Source organism: Pseudomonas frederiksbergensis (assembly GCF_001952935.1).
GTDB classification, from domain to species: Bacteria; Pseudomonadota; Gammaproteobacteria; order Pseudomonadales; family Pseudomonadaceae; genus Aquipseudomonas; species Aquipseudomonas frederiksbergensis.
In genome coordinates this window covers 878,693-900,051 of the sequence record NZ_CP018319.1, presented here as the reverse complement: position 1 = coordinate 900,051, position 21,359 = coordinate 878,693, and the positions used below count along the sequence as shown (strand labels likewise).

General features: G+C 57.9%; 23 protein-coding genes and 1 pseudogene. 10 read left to right on the top strand and 14 right to left on the bottom strand.

Annotation, left to right across the window (positions count from 1 at the left end):
* Positions 1–142: 142 nt before the first annotated feature.
* Entirely contained in the window at positions 143–1,165 is a 1,023-nt protein-coding gene (locus PFAS1_RS04510; RefSeq protein WP_074879282.1) for a transporter, read from the bottom strand.
* A 275-nt stretch (positions 1,166–1,440) separates the two neighbouring features.
* Here PFAS1_RS04510 and PFAS1_RS04505 point away from each other — a divergent pair, with 275 nt between their 5' ends.
* Both PFAS1_RS04505 and PFAS1_RS04500 read left to right on the top strand, forming a co-directional pair.
* Positions 1,441–3,066, top strand: coding sequence for a methyl-accepting chemotaxis protein (locus PFAS1_RS04505; RefSeq protein ID WP_074879280.1), 1,626 nt, complete (start codon positions 1,441–1,443; stop codon positions 3,064–3,066).
* Between the two features lie 222 nt (positions 3,067–3,288).
* Positions 3,289–3,636: a hypothetical protein gene (locus PFAS1_RS04500; protein WP_076028341.1), complete on the top strand. Its 348-nt coding sequence runs from the start codon at positions 3,289–3,291 to the stop codon at positions 3,634–3,636.
* Positions 3,637–3,651: 15 nt separating this feature from the next.
* Here the strand turns inward: PFAS1_RS04500 and PFAS1_RS04495 are convergent, their stop codons facing one another.
* The 3 genes from PFAS1_RS04495 to PFAS1_RS04485 all read right to left on the bottom strand — a co-directional run bounded on the left by PFAS1_RS04495 (position 3,652) and on the right by PFAS1_RS04485 (position 6,502).
* Positions 3,652–4,824: a GAF domain-containing sensor histidine kinase gene (locus tag PFAS1_RS04495; protein WP_076028340.1), complete on the bottom strand. Its 1,173-nt coding sequence runs from the start codon at positions 4,822–4,824 to the stop codon at positions 3,652–3,654.
* Positions 4,825–4,959: 135 nt separating this feature from the next.
* On the bottom strand, positions 4,960–5,265 hold the full coding sequence (locus PFAS1_RS04490) for a PepSY domain-containing protein (protein WP_076028339.1): 306 nt from the start codon (positions 5,263–5,265) through the stop codon (positions 4,960–4,962).
* A 109-nt stretch (positions 5,266–5,374) separates the two neighbouring features.
* Positions 5,375–6,502: a glycerophosphodiester phosphodiesterase gene (locus PFAS1_RS04485; RefSeq protein ID WP_076028338.1), complete on the bottom strand. Its 1,128-nt coding sequence runs from the start codon at positions 6,500–6,502 to the stop codon at positions 5,375–5,377.
* Between the two features lie 234 nt (positions 6,503–6,736).
* Between PFAS1_RS04485 and PFAS1_RS04480 the strand changes: the two genes are divergently transcribed.
* Positions 6,737–7,063, top strand: a complete 327-nt coding sequence (locus PFAS1_RS04480; RefSeq protein ID WP_076028337.1) for a DUF2025 family protein — start codon at positions 6,737–6,739, stop codon at positions 7,061–7,063.
* 126 nt (positions 7,064–7,189) lie between these two features.
* Here the strand turns inward: PFAS1_RS04480 and PFAS1_RS04475 are convergent, their stop codons facing one another.
* Both PFAS1_RS04475 and PFAS1_RS04470 read right to left on the bottom strand, forming a co-directional pair.
* Positions 7,190–7,513: an antibiotic biosynthesis monooxygenase family protein gene (locus tag PFAS1_RS04475; protein WP_074879269.1), complete on the bottom strand. Its 324-nt coding sequence runs from the start codon at positions 7,511–7,513 to the stop codon at positions 7,190–7,192.
* The gene (locus tag PFAS1_RS04470; protein WP_076028336.1) at positions 7,510–8,217 is read right to left on the bottom strand and encodes a CTP synthase C-terminal region-related (seleno)protein; all 708 of its coding nucleotides are present in this window, start codon (positions 8,215–8,217) and stop codon (positions 7,510–7,512) included. Before PFAS1_RS04470 ends, PFAS1_RS04475 begins: the two co-directional genes overlap by 4 nt.
* Before the next feature lie 15 nt (positions 8,218–8,232).
* Here PFAS1_RS04470 and PFAS1_RS04465 point away from each other — a divergent pair, with 15 nt between their 5' ends.
* Positions 8,233–9,174: a LysR family transcriptional regulator gene (locus tag PFAS1_RS04465; RefSeq protein WP_076028335.1), complete on the top strand. Its 942-nt coding sequence runs from the start codon at positions 8,233–8,235 to the stop codon at positions 9,172–9,174.
* A gap of 7 nt (positions 9,175–9,181) precedes the next feature.
* Here the strand turns inward: PFAS1_RS04465 and PFAS1_RS04460 are convergent, their stop codons facing one another.
* Positions 9,182–9,724: a DUF1003 domain-containing protein gene (locus PFAS1_RS04460; RefSeq protein WP_074879264.1), complete on the bottom strand. Its 543-nt coding sequence runs from the start codon at positions 9,722–9,724 to the stop codon at positions 9,182–9,184.
* 138 nt (positions 9,725–9,862) lie between these two features.
* A complete protein-coding gene (locus tag PFAS1_RS04455; RefSeq protein ID WP_076028334.1) occupies positions 9,863–10,471 on the bottom strand; it encodes a TetR/AcrR family transcriptional regulator in 609 nt (202 codons plus the stop codon).
* A 213-nt stretch (positions 10,472–10,684) separates the two neighbouring features.
* On the opposite strand from PFAS1_RS04455, the gene PFAS1_RS04450 reads away from it, so the two are divergent.
* Positions 10,685–11,743, top strand: coding sequence for an MBL fold metallo-hydrolase (locus PFAS1_RS04450; protein ID WP_076028333.1), 1,059 nt, complete (start codon positions 10,685–10,687; stop codon positions 11,741–11,743).
* 48 nt (positions 11,744–11,791) lie between these two features.
* Here PFAS1_RS04450 and PFAS1_RS04445 read toward each other — a convergent pair whose 3' ends face one another.
* Both PFAS1_RS04445 and PFAS1_RS04440 read right to left on the bottom strand, forming a co-directional pair.
* Entirely contained in the window at positions 11,792–12,109 is a 318-nt protein-coding gene (locus tag PFAS1_RS04445) for a helix-turn-helix domain-containing protein (RefSeq protein ID WP_033056760.1), read from the bottom strand.
* Positions 12,110–12,202: 93 nt separating this feature from the next.
* Complete coding sequence (locus tag PFAS1_RS04440) at positions 12,203–12,970, bottom strand: AraC family transcriptional regulator (protein ID WP_076031488.1); 768 nt, start codon at positions 12,968–12,970, stop codon at positions 12,203–12,205.
* 110 nt (positions 12,971–13,080) lie between these two features.
* Between PFAS1_RS04440 and PFAS1_RS04435 the strand changes: the two genes are divergently transcribed.
* Positions 13,081–13,896: a sulfite exporter TauE/SafE family protein gene (locus PFAS1_RS04435; RefSeq protein ID WP_076028332.1), complete on the top strand. Its 816-nt coding sequence runs from the start codon at positions 13,081–13,083 to the stop codon at positions 13,894–13,896.
* 143 nt (positions 13,897–14,039) lie between these two features.
* On the opposite strand, the gene PFAS1_RS04430 is transcribed toward PFAS1_RS04435, so the two are convergent.
* The 3 genes from PFAS1_RS04430 to PFAS1_RS04420 form a co-directional block, all read right to left on the bottom strand.
* Positions 14,040–14,993 (bottom strand): sensor domain-containing diguanylate cyclase, encoded by a 954-nt coding sequence (locus PFAS1_RS04430; protein WP_076028331.1) that lies wholly within the window; start codon positions 14,991–14,993, stop codon positions 14,040–14,042.
* A 3-nt stretch (positions 14,994–14,996) separates the two neighbouring features.
* Entirely contained in the window at positions 14,997–15,956 is a 960-nt protein-coding gene (locus PFAS1_RS04425) for a response regulator (RefSeq protein WP_232252203.1), read from the bottom strand.
* 168 nt (positions 15,957–16,124) lie between these two features.
* Entirely contained in the window at positions 16,125–17,114 is a 990-nt protein-coding gene (locus PFAS1_RS04420; protein WP_076028329.1) for a hypothetical protein, read from the bottom strand.
* A gap of 259 nt (positions 17,115–17,373) precedes the next feature.
* On the opposite strand from PFAS1_RS04420, the gene PFAS1_RS04415 reads away from it, so the two are divergent.
* Positions 17,374–18,195, top strand: coding sequence for an HNH endonuclease (locus PFAS1_RS04415; protein WP_076028328.1), 822 nt, complete (start codon positions 17,374–17,376; stop codon positions 18,193–18,195).
* Between the two features lie 205 nt (positions 18,196–18,400).
* On the opposite strand, the pseudogene PFAS1_RS04410 reads toward PFAS1_RS04415, so the two are convergent.
* A pseudogene (locus PFAS1_RS04410) lies at positions 18,401–18,933 on the bottom strand (BRO-N domain-containing protein).
* Positions 18,934–19,038: 105 nt separating this feature from the next.
* On the opposite strand from PFAS1_RS04410, the gene tnpA reads away from it, so the two are divergent.
* The 3 genes from tnpA to tnpC all read left to right on the top strand — a co-directional run bounded on the left by tnpA (position 19,039) and on the right by tnpC (position 21,342).
* On the top strand, positions 19,039–19,371 hold the full coding sequence (tnpA, locus tag PFAS1_RS04400; protein WP_076028327.1) for an IS66-like element accessory protein TnpA: 333 nt from the start codon (positions 19,039–19,041) through the stop codon (positions 19,369–19,371).
* Positions 19,368–19,703 (top strand): IS66 family insertion sequence element accessory protein TnpB, encoded by a 336-nt coding sequence (gene tnpB / locus PFAS1_RS29855; RefSeq protein WP_076028326.1) that lies wholly within the window; start codon positions 19,368–19,370, stop codon positions 19,701–19,703. The genes tnpA and tnpB overlap by 4 nt, the downstream gene beginning before the upstream one ends.
* Before the next feature lie 61 nt (positions 19,704–19,764).
* A complete protein-coding gene (gene tnpC / locus PFAS1_RS04390) occupies positions 19,765–21,342 on the top strand; it encodes an IS66 family transposase (RefSeq protein WP_076028325.1) in 1,578 nt (525 codons plus the stop codon).
* The last annotated feature ends 17 nt before the right edge of the window (positions 21,343–21,359 follow it).

Below are 21,359 nucleotides of genomic sequence, written 5' to 3'. Positions count from 1 at the left end.
TTGCTAATGCCGTCCGTCCCCATACTGATCGTTCCCACGCTCCGCGTGGGAATGCCGCCCCGGACGCTCTGCGTCCAGCGTTGACGCGGAGCGTCAATGGATGCATTCCCACGCAGAGCGTGGGAACGATCAAGGTAGAGGCTCAATAATCCTGGCGCTTACGAAACGCCCAACGCCCGGCGATCACGGTAAACGTCGCGACCAATGCCACCAGAATCCAGAACCCTTCCGGGTCGCCGGAAAGCGGCACCCCACCGACGTTCATGCCAAAGAACCCGGCGATGATATTGATCGGCAACGCCAGCACCGTGACTACGGTCAGGGTGAACAGCGTGCGGTTGCTCTGTTCGTTGAGGTTGGCGGCTATTTCTTCCTGCAACAGCTTGATCCGTTCGCCCAACGCCGTGAGGTCGTTGATGATCAGCGCGAACTCCTCGGTGGACTTGCGAAGCTCCTTGACGTCTTCCTTTTGCAACCACTGCGGCGGGCGATTGAGCAGGCGCAGCAACGAGCCCGGCTCCAGCGCCAGCAAGCGTTGCAAGCGCACCAGCACCCGTCGGTTGGCACCCAGCTCAGCCCGGTTGGTCGACAGCCGCGAAGACAGCAACTCATCTTCGATCTGATCGACACTGAGGCTGGTCTTGCGCACGATCTGGGTCAGCACTTCCCCCTGATCGCGCAGCAGATGCACCAGCAATTCCAGTGGCGAGCGAAAGCACTCACCGGCCTTCACCGACGAGCGCAGCTTGTCCACCGAGTGCAGCGGTTGCAGCCGTGCGCTGACGATCAGCCGACTGCGGGCGCAAACCCACAAGGTCGAAACATCGGACGACACCATGCTGCTGAGGTTGAACACCACGTCGTTGACCACCGCCAGCAACGCCGAATCCACATGCTCGATACGCGTCGAACGCGAACCTTCATGCAGTGCTTCGAAAAATTCATCGGGCAATTGCAGATGGCTTTTCATCCAGCGCTCGCATGCGGCGTGGGCCAGGTTCAGGTGCAGCCAGAGAAATTCGTCGTTGTCGCCGGGTTGTTGCAGGCACTGCAACGCCTTGGCCGAATCGAGCTCGCGGCCGCGCTCGCCGGGGCGAAAACTGAAACCGTACAGCAGACCGAACAGGTCGGTGTCGCGATGACGTTGGTCGATGCTGTGGTTCATGGGGTCTCGCTGTGAGGAGGCGCCTGTTGCGGGTTTCACAGGTTCACTTGAACCGCATCATTGCAAGGAGTTTTGACCGTTTTGTGACAAGGCGGTGGAGGCGAAATGATGGCGCTACCGACGGTCGGAATTGGTTAAAGAACCGCTCTGGCCCGCCGATCTTGCCTACGTTAACTCGCACGGCTTTGACCACTGGCCAAGGTCGCAGACAGGGATGTCCGGACTTCTTTCACGCCTCGCCCGGCGTGCCTCATTCCTGTCATGAGTACCTTCCGATGTTTTTGCAAAAGTCCTTGAGAGCGCAAATTCTCGCCCTGCTGAGCGGCAGCCTGTTCGCGATGCTGTTGATCGCCCTGGCCTGCTTTCACTTTCTTTCCAGCGGTGTTCAGAACTACGCGAATCTGATCGAAGGCCCGCTGCACACCTCGCAATTGATCGATGAAGCCAACCTGCAATTCAAGGTGCAGGTACAAGAGTGGAAAAACGTTCTGCTACGCGGCAAGCAGCCTGCGGATCTGGACAAATACTGGAAGCAATTCGAAGACCGTCAGCGCGATGTGCAGGGCATCCTCGGTGAACTGGCCGGGCAGAAGGGTATCGAGCCGTCACTCAAGACGCGCATCGAACGCCTGCGGGACGAACATCGTCTGTTGGGCGCGGCTTATCGGAAGGGCCGTGACGCCTACGTGGCGGCAGGCGCCGACCCAACGGCTGGTGATACGGCGGTCAAAGGTGTCGACCGCGCAACCAGCGATCAGATGAGTGAGTTGGTCAGTGAGTTACGCAAGCAAGGGGCCGAGCAATCGAAGCTGATCAGCGCCGACGCCGACCGCACCGTGTTGCTGGGGATCATAGTGATGCTCGCCTCGGGGCTGTTGATCGGGTTGTTGAGCCTGTGGCTGGTCAACCGCAACCTGGTCGAACCGATTCGCAAACTGATCGAGTACGTGGCGCAACTCAGCCAGGGGCGTTTCGCCGAACGCGTGGCCAGCACCCGTCAGGACGAACTGGGAAAACTGGCGATAGCCGCCAATACCCTGCGCGATTTTCTTGCCGAAACCTTCAACCGTTTGCAGCGCAGCGCCTCGGATCTGGACAGCGCCAGCGGTGAACTGAATTCCATCGCAACCCTGATGGCCAGCGGCACTAACGAGCAGTTCAACCGCACCGATCAGGTGGCCACGGCGATGAACGAAATGTCCGCTACCGCGCAAGAAGTCGCACGTCACGCCGCCGATGCGGCACGCGCCGCCGATGATGCCGACCAGTCCGCCCAGCAAGGCGAAAAAGTCATGCAGGGCACCATTCACACCATCACCCAAATGCGCGGCGAAATCGCCAATACCGCCACGGTCATCCGTCGTCTGGAAACCGACAGTGGGCGCATCGGCAAGGTACTGGAGGTGATTCGCGGCATCGCCGAGCAGACCAATCTGCTGGCGCTCAACGCCGCCATCGAAGCAGCCCGTGCCGGTGAAGCCGGGCGCGGTTTTGCGGTGGTGGCGGATGAAGTCCGCAGCCTGGCCCAGCGTACGGCGGCGTCGATCATTGAGATCAACCAGATCATTCAAACGGTGCAAACCGGCGCGGTGGACGCCGCTCTGGCGATTGAAAGCGGTCAGTCGCGCAGCGAGGAAAGTGTCGAGCAAGTGACTCAGGCCGGCGTCATGCTGGAGCGCATCACCCTTGCCGTGGAAGCCATCCGCGACATGAACCGCCAGATCGCCACTGCCGCGGAAGAGCAGACGTCGGTGGCCGAAGACATCTCGCGCAACCTCACCGAAATCACCAGTATCGCCAGCACCAATCTGGACAACGTGCAGCGCACCGAAGCGGCCAGCCACAACCTTCACGGGTTGTCGGGGCAGTTGAATGAAGTGACAGCGCGTTTAAGCGCGTAACGGAAGGGCTGTGTATCGGTTTGCTTACCGAGTCGTTACACAATCGTCAGCACTTCGGCCTGATATCCCGTTCAACAGGCATGACCGTTGGTCAGACTCGACGCTTCAAGCCCGTTGATTTAGAGGGTACCTGTTACTTCTGACAGTAGACGGGACGCATTCCTGACGGCTTGATGATCGGGTCAGCGCAATGGCGCGATTATCCCGATAAGGAGTGTTCCCATGTCTACGCTTGAAGTGTTGGAAAAACTGACGATCCCGAGTATGACGCCGGTCGACGGTCAGGAGTATGAGGGTGAGGTGTCTTTACCCTCGGCTCCCGGTCTGCGGGCGTATGTCCCTGGCAAACAGGGTTTGAGCGAAGGGGATCATCTTGAGGTGGTATGGATCACCAACGCAGGCACTGAAACAGTTTTTACGCATGAGATCACCGTGATTGAAGAAGTAAACCCTGTGCATTTCTATGTGAAGGAAACCTTCATCACACCGGGTTTGGTGACTACCTTTTATGAGGTTGTCAGAGACGACCGAATCTGGCGCTCCAAGCCGTTGATCATTATGGTCAAGTGATTCGAGCCTGGCAGATCACACCGGCAAGCTGAAAGTAAACGTCGTGCCCTGTTGCTCGGTCGAGACCACGTCCAGTTTTCCGCCATGGGACCGAGCAATCTGACTGGCAATGTACAACCCCAACCCGAGGCCGGTCTGCGGTGCTCCGCTGGCCGGTCGCGCGTAGGGCCGGAACAGATAGGGCCGCGCATCCTCGGCAATCAGGCCCTGGTTTTTCACGCTCAGCACGAACTGTCCTTCGTTGATCTGCGCGCTGATTTCGATCGGACTATCGTGCTCGCCGTGAGCAACCGCGTTCGCCACCAGATTGGAGAGTAATTGCGCGACCCGCTCGCGATCACAATGAATGTTGCGCAGGTCGCCGATAGACGAGGTTATGGTGCGGTCGGGATGAACGCTCTGAATCTCTGAAATCACATGCCGCAATGCATCCTCAAGATCCGGGCACGGCTCGATGTTCACTGAAATGCCACTGCCCAAAGCGCCGCGAGCGAAATCCAGAACGTCATCGACCAGTTTGGTCGCACGACGGGCGCTGGTAAGAATGTGCCGGGCCCGCTTCAGATTCGCCTCATCAGGGAGTTTGCGCAGGAGCATTTCGGCACCGGCGCTGATGGCGAACAAAGGGTTGCGCAGATCATGCCCGAGCACGGCAATGAACTGTTCGCGCAGCTCGGCGGTTTCCCGTTCCTGGTTCAGCGCTGCTTCGGTCTTTTGCAGGTTTTCTTCGGCCTCGATTTGCAACGCCAGCATCCGGGCGAAGGATTCCATGGTGCTCTGGATCGTGCTGGATTTGAGCGGCGCAGGGTTGGGGTCAAGGGCGCAGATGGTGCCGAAAAAGCGTCCGTCGGTGCGGAAAACCGGCACGGCGATGTAGCTTTCGAACTGATAGAGACGAGGGGTGTGGTGATCGCGGTAAAGCGGGTCTTCGCTGGCCTTGTCGATGACCACCGAATGATGCGCCTGACGAATTTCGTGGCACAGGGTCGTGGCAAGATCCAGCTCCCCGCCGACCTGTAGACCGAAATTCAGCTGGTCGAGCACCGCACACGCCGTCCATGAATCTTCGGTGACCCGGGCCACGGCGACGAAGCGCAGGCCCGTCAGTTCACGGATCACTTGAAGAATCGCCGGCACCGCACTGATCCGGCCGATCGTGGCGATATCTGCTGCCGCTGCTTGCCCCATTTCGATCCATCTCTGCAATGAACAGTTTGGTGTGATTCTAGCGGGCTGCCGCTGCGTTGGCGCGACTTGATTACCTGAATTTGAGATGCAAAAAAGCCGCACGATCCGAAGATCGTGCGGCTTGTTATTTGCGCATCAGTTGTCTTGCTTGTTGCTCAGTACTTTGCCAGTGGTGGCATCGAAGTCCACGTCAAACTCTTTGCTGTCGGCAGTGCGCAGTTCGACTTCGTACTCGTAGCCATTGAAGTGGTTATCCAGATCCGTGTCGGTGATGGTCGCACCAGGATGCAGTTTCAGAGCCTCCTCGTTCATTGATTCCAATGACTTGATCTTGCCGCTTTTGACCAGCTCGGGGATCTGGTCGACGCGGACATCGGCCTGGGCCAGGCCAGCGGTGAGGGTCAAGGCAGCAGCAGTGAAGAGGGCAGTCAGGGTTTTCATGAGGTTCTTTCCTTAGGTGATCTGTTTAAGTGGGATCAGATTATTCGGCGCAACTTAATCCACCCTTAATTCTCCGAACGCGACTGGGTATGGATCGTTCCCACGTTCATCAGTAACCGTTGTTCTGCAGCAACTGCGCCACGCTGGCCGCCGCCGGACGTTTGTAGAACTTGAGCAACTCGCTGGCGCGGTTGGTGAAGATGCCGTCGACGCCGGCGTCCATGACTTTCTGGTAATCCACGGCATCGTCGACGGTGTAAACGTGCACCAACAAGCCCTGATCGTGGGTGTACTGGTTCATCCAGGGTTGCACCAGGTCCGAGTAACTCTGATCGCCACCCTTGGTCAGCGCCGCAGATGGGCCGGTGCCGATCGCGCCCTGGGCTTTGGCGTACTCGACCCATTGCTGGAATTCGGCTTTGTCTTTCGGTTGCTGTTTGGCGTAATAGGTGGCTTTGTCCTTGTCGCCGGACTCGGCAAACGTCACCTTGGATTTCGGCTCGATGCTGCCTTCGCCGACCCACAGCAGGAGGATTTTCGGCACTGTCGGCATTTCCTTCTGGAGCAGTTCGAGGCTGCTCTTCTCGAAGGTTTGCAGCACGACTTTACCTTTGCCCTGGCCAACCGCCAGATCGCTCTTCGCCAGTTTCGAACCCGCCGGGCTCAACCAGCCGCGATCCTGGAGTTTTTCCTTGAGGTCGCGCTCGATCCCGGGAAACTGCTTCGGCTCTTTGGTTTCAATGTACAGACCGGGCTTGTGCAGCGGATTGCCTTGGGCAATGTCGATGATTTCATCGAGGGTCAGAATTTTCAGACCGACATACGCAGGACGCGCGCGATCCGGGTAGGCAGCGTTGAACCAGCTGCCGGCATCGAGGGTTTTCAGCTCGGCGATAGTGAAGTCGTTGGCAGGGCGGTCCTTGCGCTCAGGGAATTTACTGGCGACATCGGTGGTGCGTTGCAGGTTGTCGTCGTGCAGGGCGAACAGCACGCCATCCTTGCTGCGTTGCACGTCCAGTTCCAGGTAGTCGGCACCCAGATCACGGGCCAGTTTGTAGGCGGCGACGGTGGATTCCGGGGCATCGAATGACGCGCCACGGTGAGCGATCACGGCCGGATGCGGGATGCCCATGCGGGCGGCCAATGCGGTGGGGCTTGGCTCGCTGGCGGCCTGTGCCTGGCCGAGGCCCAGCATCAGACTCAGCAACAGGGCGCTCTTGGTGAAGGTAACTGGCATGGTCGAGGTCCTTTCGCAGGTTTTCAAAGACGTCTCTTTTAACAACTGAGCGCCGCTTGCGCTATCGCCAGACCGACATAAACGTGTTTAAGGCAGATTTTTTCAGCAGTTTTGTGCGCTTCTTTGCAGTACTCTTGGCCGCGGCAGTTACCCCGGCAGAGGGAACGCCCATTCGCTTGCCCTGCGTGTAAACCATCGATCACCGGTCCTTTGCGACCTTCTGTGAGGTTTATCATGCGCATCACTTCCGAGCTCATCTGCCAGGCCGCCGACCAACTCAAAGGCTTCGTCGGCCTCAATCGCAAGACCGGCCAGTACATCGTTCGTTTCAGCGAAGACTCCTTCGGCATGGACGTGGCTGACGACGGCATTATTCCCACCAGCGAATTCGTCTGGGCCCCAGGTTCCGCGCAGGCCATGACGCTCAAGCGTGAGCTGATCCAGTTGTTGCTGGATCAGAACATCGATGACCGGATCAACATCACCGAGCCGTTGCGGGTGTATATGAATCGGCGGGAAGTGCCGGAGATTTCGGCGGTTCGCAGTCTCGTGCAGAGCTGAGTTTTGCGGTGATTGTGCGGGCCTCTTCGCGAGCAAGCCCGCTCCCACATTGGATTTGTGTTGATGCACAGATCAAATGTGGGAGCGGGCTTGCTCGCGAAGACGGCCGGAAGAGCGCCGCATCATTTACTGGTTGAACGCATACGCCCGCTCAACCTTGCACACCCGCGTATGACAAGACGAATACCAGGTCGACCGCCCGCGCTCGCGAATCTCACGGTGCTCGGGATGATGTTTCCACGCCAGAATCGCCGCTTCGCTGGCCCAGTAGGACACCGTAATCCCGAGCCCGTCTTCACCCCGAGCCGATTCCACCCCCAGGAAACCGGGTTGCTCACGGGCCAGTTCGACCATGCGCGTGGCGGCCTGCTCGTAACCGTGATCACCGTCGGTGCGCAGGGAGGTAAAAATCACCGCGTAGTAAGGCGCTGGCGCAGTGTTGGCGATCATGACTTCTGCCCCTTGCAGGCTGCGATCAACGCACGGACCAGCGGCGGCAGCTTGCCCTTGAGCGCTGCGCGTTCAGGTTGGAACAGTGTTGCGACGAAGAACGGATGCCCTTTGAGTTCCACCGCCCGTAAGTCACCTGAGGCATCATGGCCAACAGCGCACAACTGTTGGCTCAACAACTCAGGTTCGAACGCTGGATTAACGCCGTAGCGGCAGCGATATCCTTCGACAATCTCAGCGCTTTCGTACGCCTCGGCGATCAACGAACCTTCAACCAGATGAATGCTGTCGACGGCTTCCACCAGCGAACAGCTCAGAGGCGTGAGCAACGCTCGTTCCGCATCCGGCGATGTTTCACCGTGTTCGGCATCGTCCCAGCCCAGAACATTTCGGGCGTATTCGAGTACGGCGTGTTGAAAGCCGCCGCAGGTCCCCAGGAACGGCCGTTGCTGTTCACGGGCAAAACGAATCGCTCGCAATGCACCGTTCATATCGCGGTAAGGACTGGCGGGCACGCACCAGAAACCGTCGAAATCAGCCAATGGCGCATCGGCGCTGATACGGTCGGTGGCCAACCACTGGAACTGCACGTCGATGTTCGCCTGTTCAGCGGCCATGCCGAGGGCGATGGGGATCGCCTGGTGAGCGGTGACTTGCGAGTCGTAATCGCCGATCAGGGCGATGCGAATTGGGCGGGTTTCCATGAGTGCGCTCCACGCTTGTTGATTCCTGGCGCCCACTATAGATTGGCGTTCACGCACTCAATATTGGCGTTATCCCAATTGATCAATGCATCAACGCACTATCGACTGGATTACCCCGACCTGTCGCTGATCCTCGCGTTGGTGCGTGGCGGCTCTCTGGCCCGGGCGTCTACGCTGTTGAAGGTCGATGTCTCCACCGTATTTCGCGCCGTGCGCCGACTGGAAGCTGCGCTGGGCCAGCAACTGTTCGAAAAAAGCCGCGCCGGCTACTTGCCCACCACCTTGGCGCAAACCCTGGCCGAGCAGGCTGAGCGGGCCGAACAGGCGCTGGAGGCGGCGCGCATTGGGGTGGAGCAGGGCGGTGAAGTCATCAGCGGCACGGTGCGCCTGACCTGCACCGACTCGGTCTTGCAAGGCTTGTTGCTGCCGGCGTTGGCGAAGTTCATGCCTGGTTACCCGGCGCTGACCATCGAGCTGAGTACGTCCAACGACTTCGCCAACCTCAGCCGGCGGGATGCCGATATCGCCTTGCGCTTGACTCGCATACCGCCCGAGCACTTGGTGGGCCGGCGAGTGGCCCAGGTTTCCTATCGAGTCTGCGCCAGTGAGGCGTATCTGAAATCCGTCGATTCCGAAGACTTGGCGTCGCTGACCTGGATCGCCCCGGACGACTTCCTCCCCGATCACCCCACCGTAGTCTGGCGCCGTCAGCAATTGCCCGGCGTCACACCGGGTTATCGCTGCAACAGCATGTTGTCGGTGACTGAACTGGTGCGGGCCGGGCTTGGTGTCGCGGCATTGCCGGATTTCCTCATCGGTGACGGGTTGCAGCCGTTGAGCGAGCCACTACAGGGTTATGACACGGCACTCTGGTTGCTGACCCGCCCGGACTGCCGCGCCTTGCGTTCGGTGGTGACGTTGTTCGATGAGTTGGGGCGGGCGCTTCGACTGCCTTGATCGAGCGCTAAACCTTCGGCTGATCCTTGCGCACGAAGTGCTGATGCATTTCCGAGGTCAGGCTTTCGATGCGTTCGGTGAGGGCCTTGGTCATTTCGGTGAGCCGGGTGTTTTGCTCGAGTAACTCCAGCAGTTGCGCGGTGTTCTGCGCCGCTTGTGCCTGGCGCTCACTGTTGGCGACGGCCAGTGCTTCGCGGTGCAGCGCATCGGCTTCAGATTGGGCTTTGTCGCGTGCTGCCTGGCGGGTCTGGGCCAGCAGGATCAGCGGCGCGGCATAAGCCGCTTGAAGGCTGAAGGCGAGGTTGAGCAGGATGAACGGGTAGAGATCGAAGTGGGCCACGCCGAACAGGTTGAGGCAAATCCATACCACCACGATCAGCGTCTGCGCCCCGAGAAAGGTCGGCGTGCCGAAGAACCGCGCGAAGGCCTCGGCGCGCAGTGCAAACTTGTCATTGCCAAAGGTGGGCGCCAGGTGGGCGTGAGGGCGATGAAAGCGCAGGTGGTCAACTGGGGCGGGGGCGGGTTTGGTGCCGGAAGTCGTGGTGGTCATGGTGCTCTCTGCATGGCGCTGGGACTGAGGCCCACTATAGCCCCAGCGCCAGTTTCATTCTGAAACACATTGCGGTGTTTTATTCAGCGCCACCGATCACCGCCGAGGCAGCGGACATTGTCATTTATTGCAACGCGATTAGAGCTGATAGCAGGCCAGAAACATGTCCAGTGCCGACTCCACCACCGTGGTCTGCATCTCGGCTGACAAGCCGGGCAGACCCATGGAAATCTGTGGCCAGAACGCGAAGGATTTGAGCATCCCCTGAATCTGCTGTGCGGCGAATTCGGGGGCGACCGGTTTCAGACGGCCATCGGCCTGAGCGGCGCGGATCCACACGGTCAGGCCTTCTTCGCGCTCACCCATTCGGCACACCATATTCTGGGCGCGCTCGGGGGAATGGATGGTGGCGGCGATGGCCACCCGCGCCAGGTCGAGAAAATTGTCATCGCCCAGCATCTGCATTTTCGCCATCAGCATTCGGCGCATCTGCTCGCGCAGCGGCAGGTCAGGGCGGTAGGGCGTTTCCTGTTCTGCCGTCACCCGCGCCCACAATTGATTGAGGATTTCGGCGAACAACTCTTCCTTGCTGGGGAAATGGTTGTACACCGTACGCTTCGACACGCCGGCGGTGGCGGCGATCTTGTCCATGCTGGTGATGTCGAAGCCGTTGGCACGGAATTCGGCAATCGCCGCCTGAATGATGGCTTCGCGTTTTCGGTCAGTGAGGCGCTGTGGAGCTGTCATAAGTACGCTTCGGCAGAAAGAGGTAAGAATTACACTTGGGAGTTTACTTGCGATCGGCTTTGATGCAACCTTGAAACTACACTGTGCAGTGTAATGTTTTGTTAACCCTGCGCAGCGAACAATAGATCTCCGGCTGATGCGTGCGTGCCTTGGCCATTTATCGTCCCAAGCGGAAAACTGCGAATCAGGTGGTTTTCCTGGAGTCATTCAGTCATGGCCACTTCAATTTCCCCATCGGATAACGCCTCTACGCCGCAAGCTTCCCGCCAGGTAGAAGGGCTCTTTCGAAACCATGCGCTGGTAAAGCGCGAAGGCTTTCGCAAAACCCTGCGCATCATGTGGAACATGATCTTCCACAAACCGCGTAACACCCGCCCGACGGCGCCTGTCCCGGTGCAAACCCTGACTCAGGCCGCATTGATCGCTGCACCCAACCACAGCGTCTACCGCCTCGGCCATTCCACCGTACTGCTGAAACTGCGGGACAAATTCTGGATCACCGACCCGGTTTTCGCCGAGCGCGCCTCACCGGTGCAATGGGCCGGCCCCAAGCGCTTTCACCAGCCGCCGATCAGCCTCGAAGAACTGCCGCCGATTGAAGCGGTGATCCTGTCCCACGATCACTACGACCACCTCGATTATCAAGCGGTGCTCAAACTGGCGGACAAGGCCAAGTACTTCCTCACACCACTGGGCGTAGGAGACACCTTGATCAAATGGGGCATCGACGCCAGCAAAATCCGGCAACTGGACTGGTGGCAGGGTACTGAGGTCGACGGTATTCAGTTCATCGCCACACCTTCGCAGCACTTTTCCGGTCGAGGTCTGTTCGATGGCAACAGCACGCTGTGGGCCTCGTGGGTAATGATCGATGGTGACACGCGAATCTTCTTCAGCGGCGACAGCGGTTATTTCGACGGCTTCAAACGCATCGGCGAACAGTACGGCCCGTTCGACCTGACACTCATGGAAACCGGTGCCTACAACGTTGAGTGGCCGCATGTGCACATGCAGCCAGAGCAAACCTTGCAAGCGCACATCGACCTTAAAGGTCGCTGGTTATTGCCGATCCACAACGGCACGTTCGATTTGTCGATGCACGCCTGGTACGAACCTTTCGACCGCATTCTGGCGTTGGCCTGGGAGCGGAATGTGTCGATTACTACGCCGCAGATGGGGCAGGCGTTTAATCTGATGTATCCGCAGCGGGGTTGTGCTTGGTGGTCGGAGATGGAAAACGTTGGCGATCAGGTGGAGCCTCAGAACGCATAGCGTTATGAAGCCGGGCTGCTTTCCTTGCAAGCAGCCCGGGCCGACACCTCACTCAACCATCGCATAATCCGCCCGCCCCACCGGATCAGGTGTCGACCCTTTCACATTCATCCCTCGCCCCGGCGCGAACCCCGGGAAGAACACCAACCCCTCCGATTCAAACCGATAAGCCAACGCCAGCCGCGTAACATCCAGCACATCGCGTTCATCCTCAAATCGCTGAATAGCGTCCACCGAAACCCCGGATTCCCGAGACAATTCCTCCACACTCCAACCCAGCATCGCTCGGGCCTGAACGCTATGCGCGGGGGTGAACTGGAAAAGGGCGATACGTTCCAGGGTGATTTTCATCGCAAGAGAGGCCATGGTGTTCTCCGGGCTCAAGAGTGCTGATTCAAAATGTACTGTGTTTTTGTACAGTTGTTTTGAGCCGGAATCAAACTCATTTTTTGATCGGTTCTATCGCGTCCCGTCCAGCCAGGTCGTTGGCGCCTGTCCCAGCACGCGGCGGAACATCGTGGAAAACGCGGCCGGGCTGTCATAGCCAAAATCCAGGGCAATGCGCGTCACCGGTTCGCCCACCACCAGCCGCGCCAGCGCCAGCACCACGCAGGCCCGCTGCCGCCATTGGCTGAAGCTCAGGTCCGTCTGTTGGCGGAACAGGCGATTGAAAGTTCGCAGGCTGATATGCAACTGATCGGCCCATTGCTGTGGCGACTGATGAGCGTCGGGCCGCTGCACAAAGCCCTGGCACAACGTTAGTAGACGCGCATCGACGGGCAGGGGAATGTGCAACGGCAGGTGAGTGCTGCGCGCCAGTTCGTGCAGCAGCAAGCCGATCAGCGTACCGTCGCGCCCGCACTCGTCATACGCCAGCGGGATCTCCACCGCCTCCATCAATAAATGCCGCATCAACGGCGAAACGCTGATTACCTGACAACGATCCCCCAGATCCACCGCCCCCGGCTCGATATACAAACTGCGCGTGCTCACCCCCAGCATCAGCACCTCATGCGCCACTCCCGCCGGAATCCATACCGCCCGCTGCGGCGGCACCACCCAATTGCCGTCGTGGGTGCTGACCTGCATCACCCCGGTGGCGCCGTATAACAATTGCGCCCGCCGATGTGTATGACGAGGCAACAAATGGCCGTGGGAATAATCCGTACCGATGGCCACCACCGGCCGTGGCGTGTGGTCCAGCAGATCAATCGAAACATTGCGCATCGAGCAGCCCCGGCGGTTGGCGTAAACGCGAGCATTATTGGCTGACTTGCTGAAGCAGGCCAAGGCGCATCGCTCTATCGTCGACCGCTCTCAACCAACGGACGACCTCCATGTTCTATCTTCTGCTGGCACTCTTCGGCTGCATGACCGGCATCACCGCCGTGCTGTTCGGCTTCGGCGGCGGTTTCGTCGTCGTGCCATTGCTGTACCGCATGCTCATGACCAGCCACGGCACAGACGACCCCGTCAGCCAATCGGCGATGCACATTGCTGTGGCAACCTCGACCTGCGTGATGATCGTCAACGCAGCGATCGCCACCGGAAAACACCGCCGCGCCGGTAATCTCATTCGTCATTACCTGTGGCCGTTGGGCGGGTTTATCGGCGTGGGCGCGGTAGTCGGCGCCGTCGCGGCGATGTGGGCCAGTGGCGAGATGATCCGCTATGCCTTCATCGCGTACCTGGGCGTGACCATCGCGGATTGCCTGTTGCGACGCGGCTTTCTTACAGCGCCAGACACCGCCATCCCACGGCGATTGGGAAGGGCAGAAGTGTCTGGCGGCGGTGTAGGAATCGGCACCATCGCCACGTTTCTCGGCGTAGGCGGCAGCGTCATGACCGTGCCGTTGTTGCGGCGTTGTGGGTTGAGCATGTCCCAGGCGACGTCCATGGCCAACCCGCTAAGTTTGCCCGTGGCGCTGGCCGGGACACTGACTTACATGGCCATGGCTGGGTTTACCGAGTTTGATCTTGGGCGGTGGTTTGTCGGTTATGTGGATCTGCTGGCGTTTGCAGTGTTGACGGTCGGGTCGCTGGTGGGGATTCGGTTGGCCACGCCGTGGATTGGGCGGATACCGGACCGAATGCATGCGCGGGTGTATTTCGGTTTGTTGGTGCTGCTAATGATCAGCCTGTGCCTGAGTTGAGTGCTGGCGACGTAGTTTTTCATCGATTCCCGGACGATGCTTCGCCATATTCCGCGGCTCTTTACCGCGAGCAGGCGCTCGTTTCTCACCACCACGCTGAATTACTTATCTGCCGGGCGCTTTCGCAGAGTTGAGGATGTTATCTACTCATACACCGTCACCCGATTGCGCCCGGCCTTCTTCGACGCAAACAGCGCGTGGTCCGCCCAGGCGATCAGGTCGGCGTAGTTGGTCGAGGGCTGGCTCAGGTCGGCCACCCCCAGGCTGATGGTGAAACGGATGCTCTGGTCGTTGTGCTGAACTTCCAGCCCTTCGACTGCCTCACGCAGACGCTCGGCGAAAACCTGTGCACCGGTCTTGTCGGTGTCCGAAAGCACCACGCCGAACTCTTCACCGCCATAACGCCCAGCCACATCGGTTTCGCGCACATGTTCGCGGATCAGCCTGGAGACTTCCTCGATGACCTTGTCGCCCGCCTGGTGACCATAGGTGTCGTTGACCCGCTTGAAGTGATCGATATCCAGCATCACCAGGCTGGTGGCATTGCCATAACGCTGGTGCCGGGCATAAGCGACTTTCAGGCTTTCTTCCCAATGACCGCGGTTGTACAGGCCCGTCAGCCGATCGGTGCTGGAGAGTTGCTGCAATTGCGCATTGGCGGCCAGGAGCTGATGCCGGTTGGTGGCGACGTCGGTGACGTCATAGATCACCAGACAGATATGGTTGATTTTGCCGTCGGTGGAGCGCAGCGGTAACAGCGTGGTGTTCTGGTACATGAACTCTTCCTGGCCGGTGATCGGCTGATAGTTCTTGAACCGCACCAGATACGGGCGCTGCTCCCAGACAGTGAACGCTGGCGTGCCCAGGGTAGCGACGCTTTCCACCTTGCGGCTGAACCATTGGCGGTCGATTTCAGGAAACAGACTGAAGAAATTCTGATTGTGGGAATCCTTGGGCTGCACCCCGGAGCGGTTCTCCATGAAGGTGTTCCAGACCTGCACGTGGTAGTCGCGGTCGAGCACCACCACACCGACATCGATGCTCTGGACGATCGCCAGCAACCAGTGAAACTCGTTCAGATCGATAGGCTCGTTCATGGCTCAGTTCATCAAGTAGGCGAGTTTGTGGGTTAACCGCTCGATGGAGTCTTCCGTGAACAGCAACAATAGGTCGAAACGAATATCATGCCCTTCCAGGCTGTAGCTGATTTCCACCGCCAGGGTCTTTTTCCAGCGCTTGTGATTGACCCGGATCAGCTCATCGATGGCCGCGTGCTGGCCGAGGATCTGCGGATGGCCTTGAGAAAACACCACATCGATCTGTTCGGCAATGCTGCACAGGCAAGCACCGATCAGAACGCTGGAGAGGTCCAGCAGCATTTCCAGGTCCGAATAATCGCTGCTCTGACGCTGCATCAACTGCGCGATGTCGGCGATTTCCGCGTCGTGAAACATCAGCAGGGCTTCGCCGGCGATGCCACTGCCGATAAACCCTTGGCAGATGGCCGTGAGTTGCTGGCTGCTACTGGCATCGGTCAGGGCCATGTGCAATTCGCCGACTTCGAGGATGTTCACGTTCGGGACCGGCAACTGCACAAAGACTCCCAACACCTGGGCTATCAGGGCGGCCGCCCCGCCCATGGCAACGTTGACCGTTTCGCGGAACGCATCGTGAAAACTGATGACCGTGTTCGCGGCCGGACGACTCCCCAGCGACGCCTGGCCGGGTTCCGTCAGTAGCCCCAGCTGACTGAGTGTCTGGCGCAGCTCGTGTTCGTCGAAAGGCTTTTTCAGGAACGCCAGCGCGCCCAGCTCACGCACGCGGCGCACCGCTTCTTCCTGAATGTCACCAGAGATCACGATGACTTGCGCCTTCAACCCTTCGGTGCGCAGGGCGCTCAACACCTGATAACCATCCATCTCCGGCATGGTCAGGTCGAGCAGCACCACCTGCCCCAAACCCCGGCGTATGGCCTCCATTGCCTCGCGACCATTACCTGCCTCGGTAACCGAAACCGGCCAGTCCGCCGGCAGCGCCCGTAACACCTGCTTGCGGGCCATGTTGGAGTCGTCACAGACCAGTAGGGGAATCACTGACACAAGATAAGGCACTCATCGGTGTTGGACATCAGGGAAAGCACTACGGCCCATCATGCCCCATAAGCTTACAAAGACCACCTTATAAACAGGGTTTAATTCAGAATGACGTCCAGCAGGGTGAGCCAATGACTATTGACTCGCCAACCCTGGCGCCTCACGAATAATAAAGTGATCCAGGTTCTCAATATTCGCGCTGAACACCCCGAACGTCTGCTCGGGGTTTTTCTTGCTCGGTACCTGTTTCAACTCCGGCGTCACGCCATAAAAGAAGCAATACAACTCTTTCCCGCTCTCACTGGCGTGCTTGATCTCTTCCAGAAACGCTTTGCGCTTGCGGTAGTTGTCGATCAGCTTCTTGCTCAAGTAAACGTTGACTGAATAAGGCTTCTTCTTCGCCTCGTCCGCTTGCTTGAACCAGACCTTCTGTTCGAAATCGATGCGAAAGCTCTGGGTGTAATCCTTGATCTCCTTGATCTTGCCCCAGTAAATCAGCCCCTTGTTGTCCTGCAGATACTCGATCTTCTTGAAGAACGACCCATAAGGCGCCGTGTGCTCGCCAATCTTAAGCGGCATGCGCTTGAGCAACTCCTTGTCCTCGAAGTTCGACACAAAACACTCCACCGGATGGGCGAAGACACTGGTCTTGTCCGGTGCCGATTCGCGACTCGGGTGTTCGACATCACTGGCCGTTGAAGGCGGTTTCGGATCGTCCCGCATCACATCAGCCGCCACCGCCGGGTTCGACGGCTTACGCACATACTCGCGTCGCGTCAGCAACAACTCCGACGGGAAATGCTCCTCGCGACTGTCATCCGTTTCCGCACCGTCCGCGTCAACACCTGACGCCGACGCCTTGAGACTGACATAAGGACAATCCACAACATGCCGGGTGCTGGGCGTGTTCTTGAAGTGCGGCGTGCGCACGTAGTTCACGTTTTTGGCGTTGAACGTTGTCAACACATTCGCCGCATCGAAGGCCAAACGGCAGGCATCGTTGGGGCATTGGAAGTGTTCTTTGGCGGAGTCGAAATCCATGGTTTCGTCGAAATTGAGATCGCGCACGTCATAGATCGACAGCTTGTCGTCGAGGCTGAGGCAGTAGGCGAGGTCGAATTTCATGGTGTGCTCGGGTCCTTGAGTGGGGAAGGGTATTAATAGCGGGAGGCGCGTGATGGCGCACCTGGTAATTCTGATCAGTCGCGCCTACGTTTTCATTTTCCAGACAGCGTCATAGCCTTGTGAGGGGGGAGGCATGATGCATGTGCCAACACCGCTCTCAAATTTCTGATTCGAGCTCGCTGTGAGACCTTACCGTCAATCATGTAGGAGTTTTCTTTAAATTTGGTAGTCTTCAGCCTCTGATAAGAGGATGAGTGGGATGCCAGCTGTCATTGCCGAAAATGATGAATCGAAGTGGGCCGACGAAACCGGAGTCTGTTACCACTTCCCGAAGCAGTACCGAGCGATTCTTACCGAAGGAACGGCGGTGCTGTATTACAAAGGGAAGATGACAAACAAGGCTTTTTCGGATCAGCGTCTGAGTACCAACCCTCATTATTTTGGCGTTGCTCGAATAGGAAAGGTTTATGCGGATGAGAACAGCACGCAAGGTGATTTGTTCGCTGTTATTGATGGCTACAGACGTTTTGAATCTGCAGTTCCGATCAAGCTAAACGGGGAATACCTCGAGCACATTCCTGTAAAGCTGAAGAGCAATTACTGGCGTAACGGGGTCCGGTTAATTGACCAGGCGGTGTTTGACGGCATCTCCTCTCATGCGGTGCTGAAGCCAGAGCAGATCGACGACTTCAGCCCAATCGATATTACACACGAGTTTGAGACGAGAATTATTGGGACTGAAGGGAAAAAAATCACCTATTACGGTGTGAGGTATGAGCGCTGTCCAAAGCTTAGGCGTCAGGCAATCGCAATTCATGGGCTTCGATGCAAAGCCTGTGATTTCGACTTTGAGAAAGCATATGGCTCGCATGCAAAAGGATTTATCCACGTACATCACGTGAAGCCAATTTCAGAATTTGACGAGGATCAGGTTGTGGATCCTGCGACAGACTTGATCCCACTCTGTGCAAATTGCCACGCTGTTGTTCATAGGAAATCCGAACAGTTACTGAGCGTTGAGCAACTGAGGGTCCTTCTCAATGGGCGTTGGGTTTTCGACGATTTAGTTAACGTCAGCTAGGTGGTGTAAAAGGAGGTCTTCGGGAAAGTTAGGGAGATTCACTTGTGAGACGACCGAAGCCTCTAGTACCTGACCACTCAACATTTGGATATCCATACAATTGCCGAGGGTTGAAACCCTCGGACGATATTGAGTGATTACGAAGATGGTCTACGAATAGCTCCGGATCTCGCAAGCTATCCTATGAACCCAGCACCTAAAGCACCTAACCCATCGAACGCTTCGACGACTGAACCCTCGCACTAACCACAGCCACCAAGGCTTAACTGTCGTCACCATTCGTTGCGGCTGATCGTGCAACAGGTACGGCATATCCCGAAGCCGAATCCAACCTTCATCCTGCCAGTGCAACAAACTCAACGACATTTCCGGCCAATCCAACAAACTCAGCATCGGGCGATCTGAATGTCCTGAATGTTCTGCGTCGCGCAGGGCCGGCACCACCTGATGAGTCAACCACTCACGCAACAATCGATTCCCCGGAACGTAGTGATACACCAGCAGTGCATACACGCCGGATTCGCTGAGCATCAGTTGCTTCTCAGGTTGCCGGAAATACTCAATCCACAAAACGTGACGCTGATCCTTGTCGAGTTTGTTGACCATGCGTTCGCTCAGATGGATACCCATCAAGCGCCCGATATCGCGAGCGCAAAACCAAGCCTGGTTTTCGAGTAGAAGGGCATGTAGGGCGAGTTTGTGACGAGAGAAGACTGTTATAGAAAAAGGATGGGACATATGTATGCGTCCGGCCAAGTCATCTACCCAGCCCCTCGAAGCCAGGACATGGTGTGCACTTAAATTTAAGTGGGCACCAGTTCCAGCCTTTTAAGCGGGTATTTCATGCAGCCACAACGCCGTTCCTACTCCAAGTCCTTCAAGACCCAGGTCATTCAAGAGTGTGCCCAGCCTGGCGCTTCAATTGCCAATGTCGCACTGAGCCATAGCCTCAACGCGAATCTCGTCCATAAGTGGATTCGGCTGCAATCGCAAAATAGTGTTGTCGTGCAACCTGCCTTTATTCCGATGACATTGCCGTCGTCGGCGTCACGACTGGATGTCACCTCAGCCATGATCTGTCTCGAAATTCCACACCCGCGCGGCGCCGTCAAAGTGAATTGGCCGACCGAAAGTGCTGCTGCCTGCGCAAACTTTCTTCGAGACCTGCTGCGATGATCCGCATTGACTCCATTTGGCTTGCCACCGAGCCGATGGACATGCGCGCAGGCACCGAGACTGCGCTGGCCAGAGTGATCGCGGTGTTCGGTGCGGCGAAACCGCACTGTGCTTATCTGTTCGCCAACCGCCGCGCCACTCGTATGAAAGTTCTGGTGCATGACGGCTTCGGTATCTGGCTGGCTGCTCGCCGGTTGAACCAAGGTAAGTTCCACTGGCCAGGCATTCGCCATGGCTCTGAAATGGAGTTGGATACCGAGCAACTACATGCCCTGGTATTGGGCCTGCCATGGCAGCGCGCGGGTTCCGGCAGCGCGATCACACTGCTTTAACGGCTGCCATTAGCCTATCGCTCTATCGCCGCGAATTGTCTGCTCTGGCAAAATCGGCACCATGATTTTCCCCTATCTCGACCACCTGAATCCTGAACAACTGCGCGCGTTGGCGGCGCAGTTGATGCAGCGTGTCGAGACTCTCGATCATCAAGTCGACACGCTGGGTAAGACGGTTGATACGATGGGCCAGAAGATCAACCGTGACCAAACGGTGATCGAGAAGCTGACCCACGAGATCGCACAACTCAAGCGTTTGAAGTTTGCCAAGCGCAGCGAGCAGCTGAATCCGCAGCAGGCCAGCTTGCTCGATGACCTGATCGATACCGATATCGCGGCGATTGAAGCAGAGCTTCAAGCCTTGCAAGCCGCTCCGTCGCCGACCGAGCAAAAGCGGAAGCCTAAGCGCACTGCGTTGCCGGCAGAGTTTCCACGCACATTGATCCATCACGAACCGGGCAATACTCACTGCCCATGTGGCTGCGCACTCAAGCGCATCGGTGAGGACGTCAGCGAGAAACTCGACTACACGCCCGGCGTATTCATCGTCGAGCGTCATGTTCGTGGCAAGTGGGTCTGCGATGACTGCGAAACGCTGATCCAGGCGCCGGTTCCGGCGCAGGTCATCGACAAGGGCATCCCGACTGCTGGGCTACTTGCTCACGTCATGATCGCGAAGTTTGCTGACCATCTGCCGCTTTACCGGCAGGAGTCGATCTTTGGTCGAGCTGGCTTGGCGATTCCACGTTCAACGTTGGCTCAATGGGTTGGCGTTACTGGCGTGCAGTTGCAGCCTCTGTTCGATGCGCTGCGCGACGTAGTGCTCGGCCAGGAGGTCGTCCACGCGGATGAAACACCGGTGCAGATGCTCGCGCCAGGCTCGAAGAAAACCCACCGTTCTTATGTCTGGGCCTACGCCACCAGCCAATTCTGCGAAACAGCAGCTGTCGTCTACGACTTCAGCCCCAGCCGCGCCGGTGAGCATGCTCGCAACTTCCTGCAAGACTGGAAGGGCAAGCTGGTGTGTGATGATTTTGGCGGTTACAAGGCCAGCTTTGAACTCGGCGTGACCGAGATCGGCTGCATGGCCCATGCACGGCGCAAGTTCTTCGAATTGCATGCCACCAACAAGAGCATGCTCGCCGAACAGGCGCTGCGCTACATCCAGTTGCTTTACGAAATCGAAAGTGAAGTCCGATACCAGAAACCGGATTTACGCCGTCGAATACGGCAAGAAAAGGCGGTGCCGGTGATGGATATGCTGCATGCCTGGATGATCGCCCAGCGTGATCTTGTGCCCGAAGGTTCGGCTATCAGCAAAGCACTGGATTACAGCCTGAAACGCTGGGCAGCGCTATCGCGCTACCTCGATGACGGGGCCGTACCCATTGACAACAATTGGGCCGAGAATCAGATTCGGCCATGGGCTCTTGGACGCAAGAACTGGCTCTTCGCAGGGTCGCTACGAAGCGGCAAACGGGCGGCGGCCATCATGAGCCTGATCCAGTCGGCACGCATGAATGGGCATGATCCGTATGCCTATCTCAAAGATGTGCTGATGCGACTGCCGACGCATCGGGCGAGTGAAATTACAGAGTTGCTGCCACACCGGTGGACGCCTGCTCGACAGCATGCATAGGTTTATAGGCGCCAATA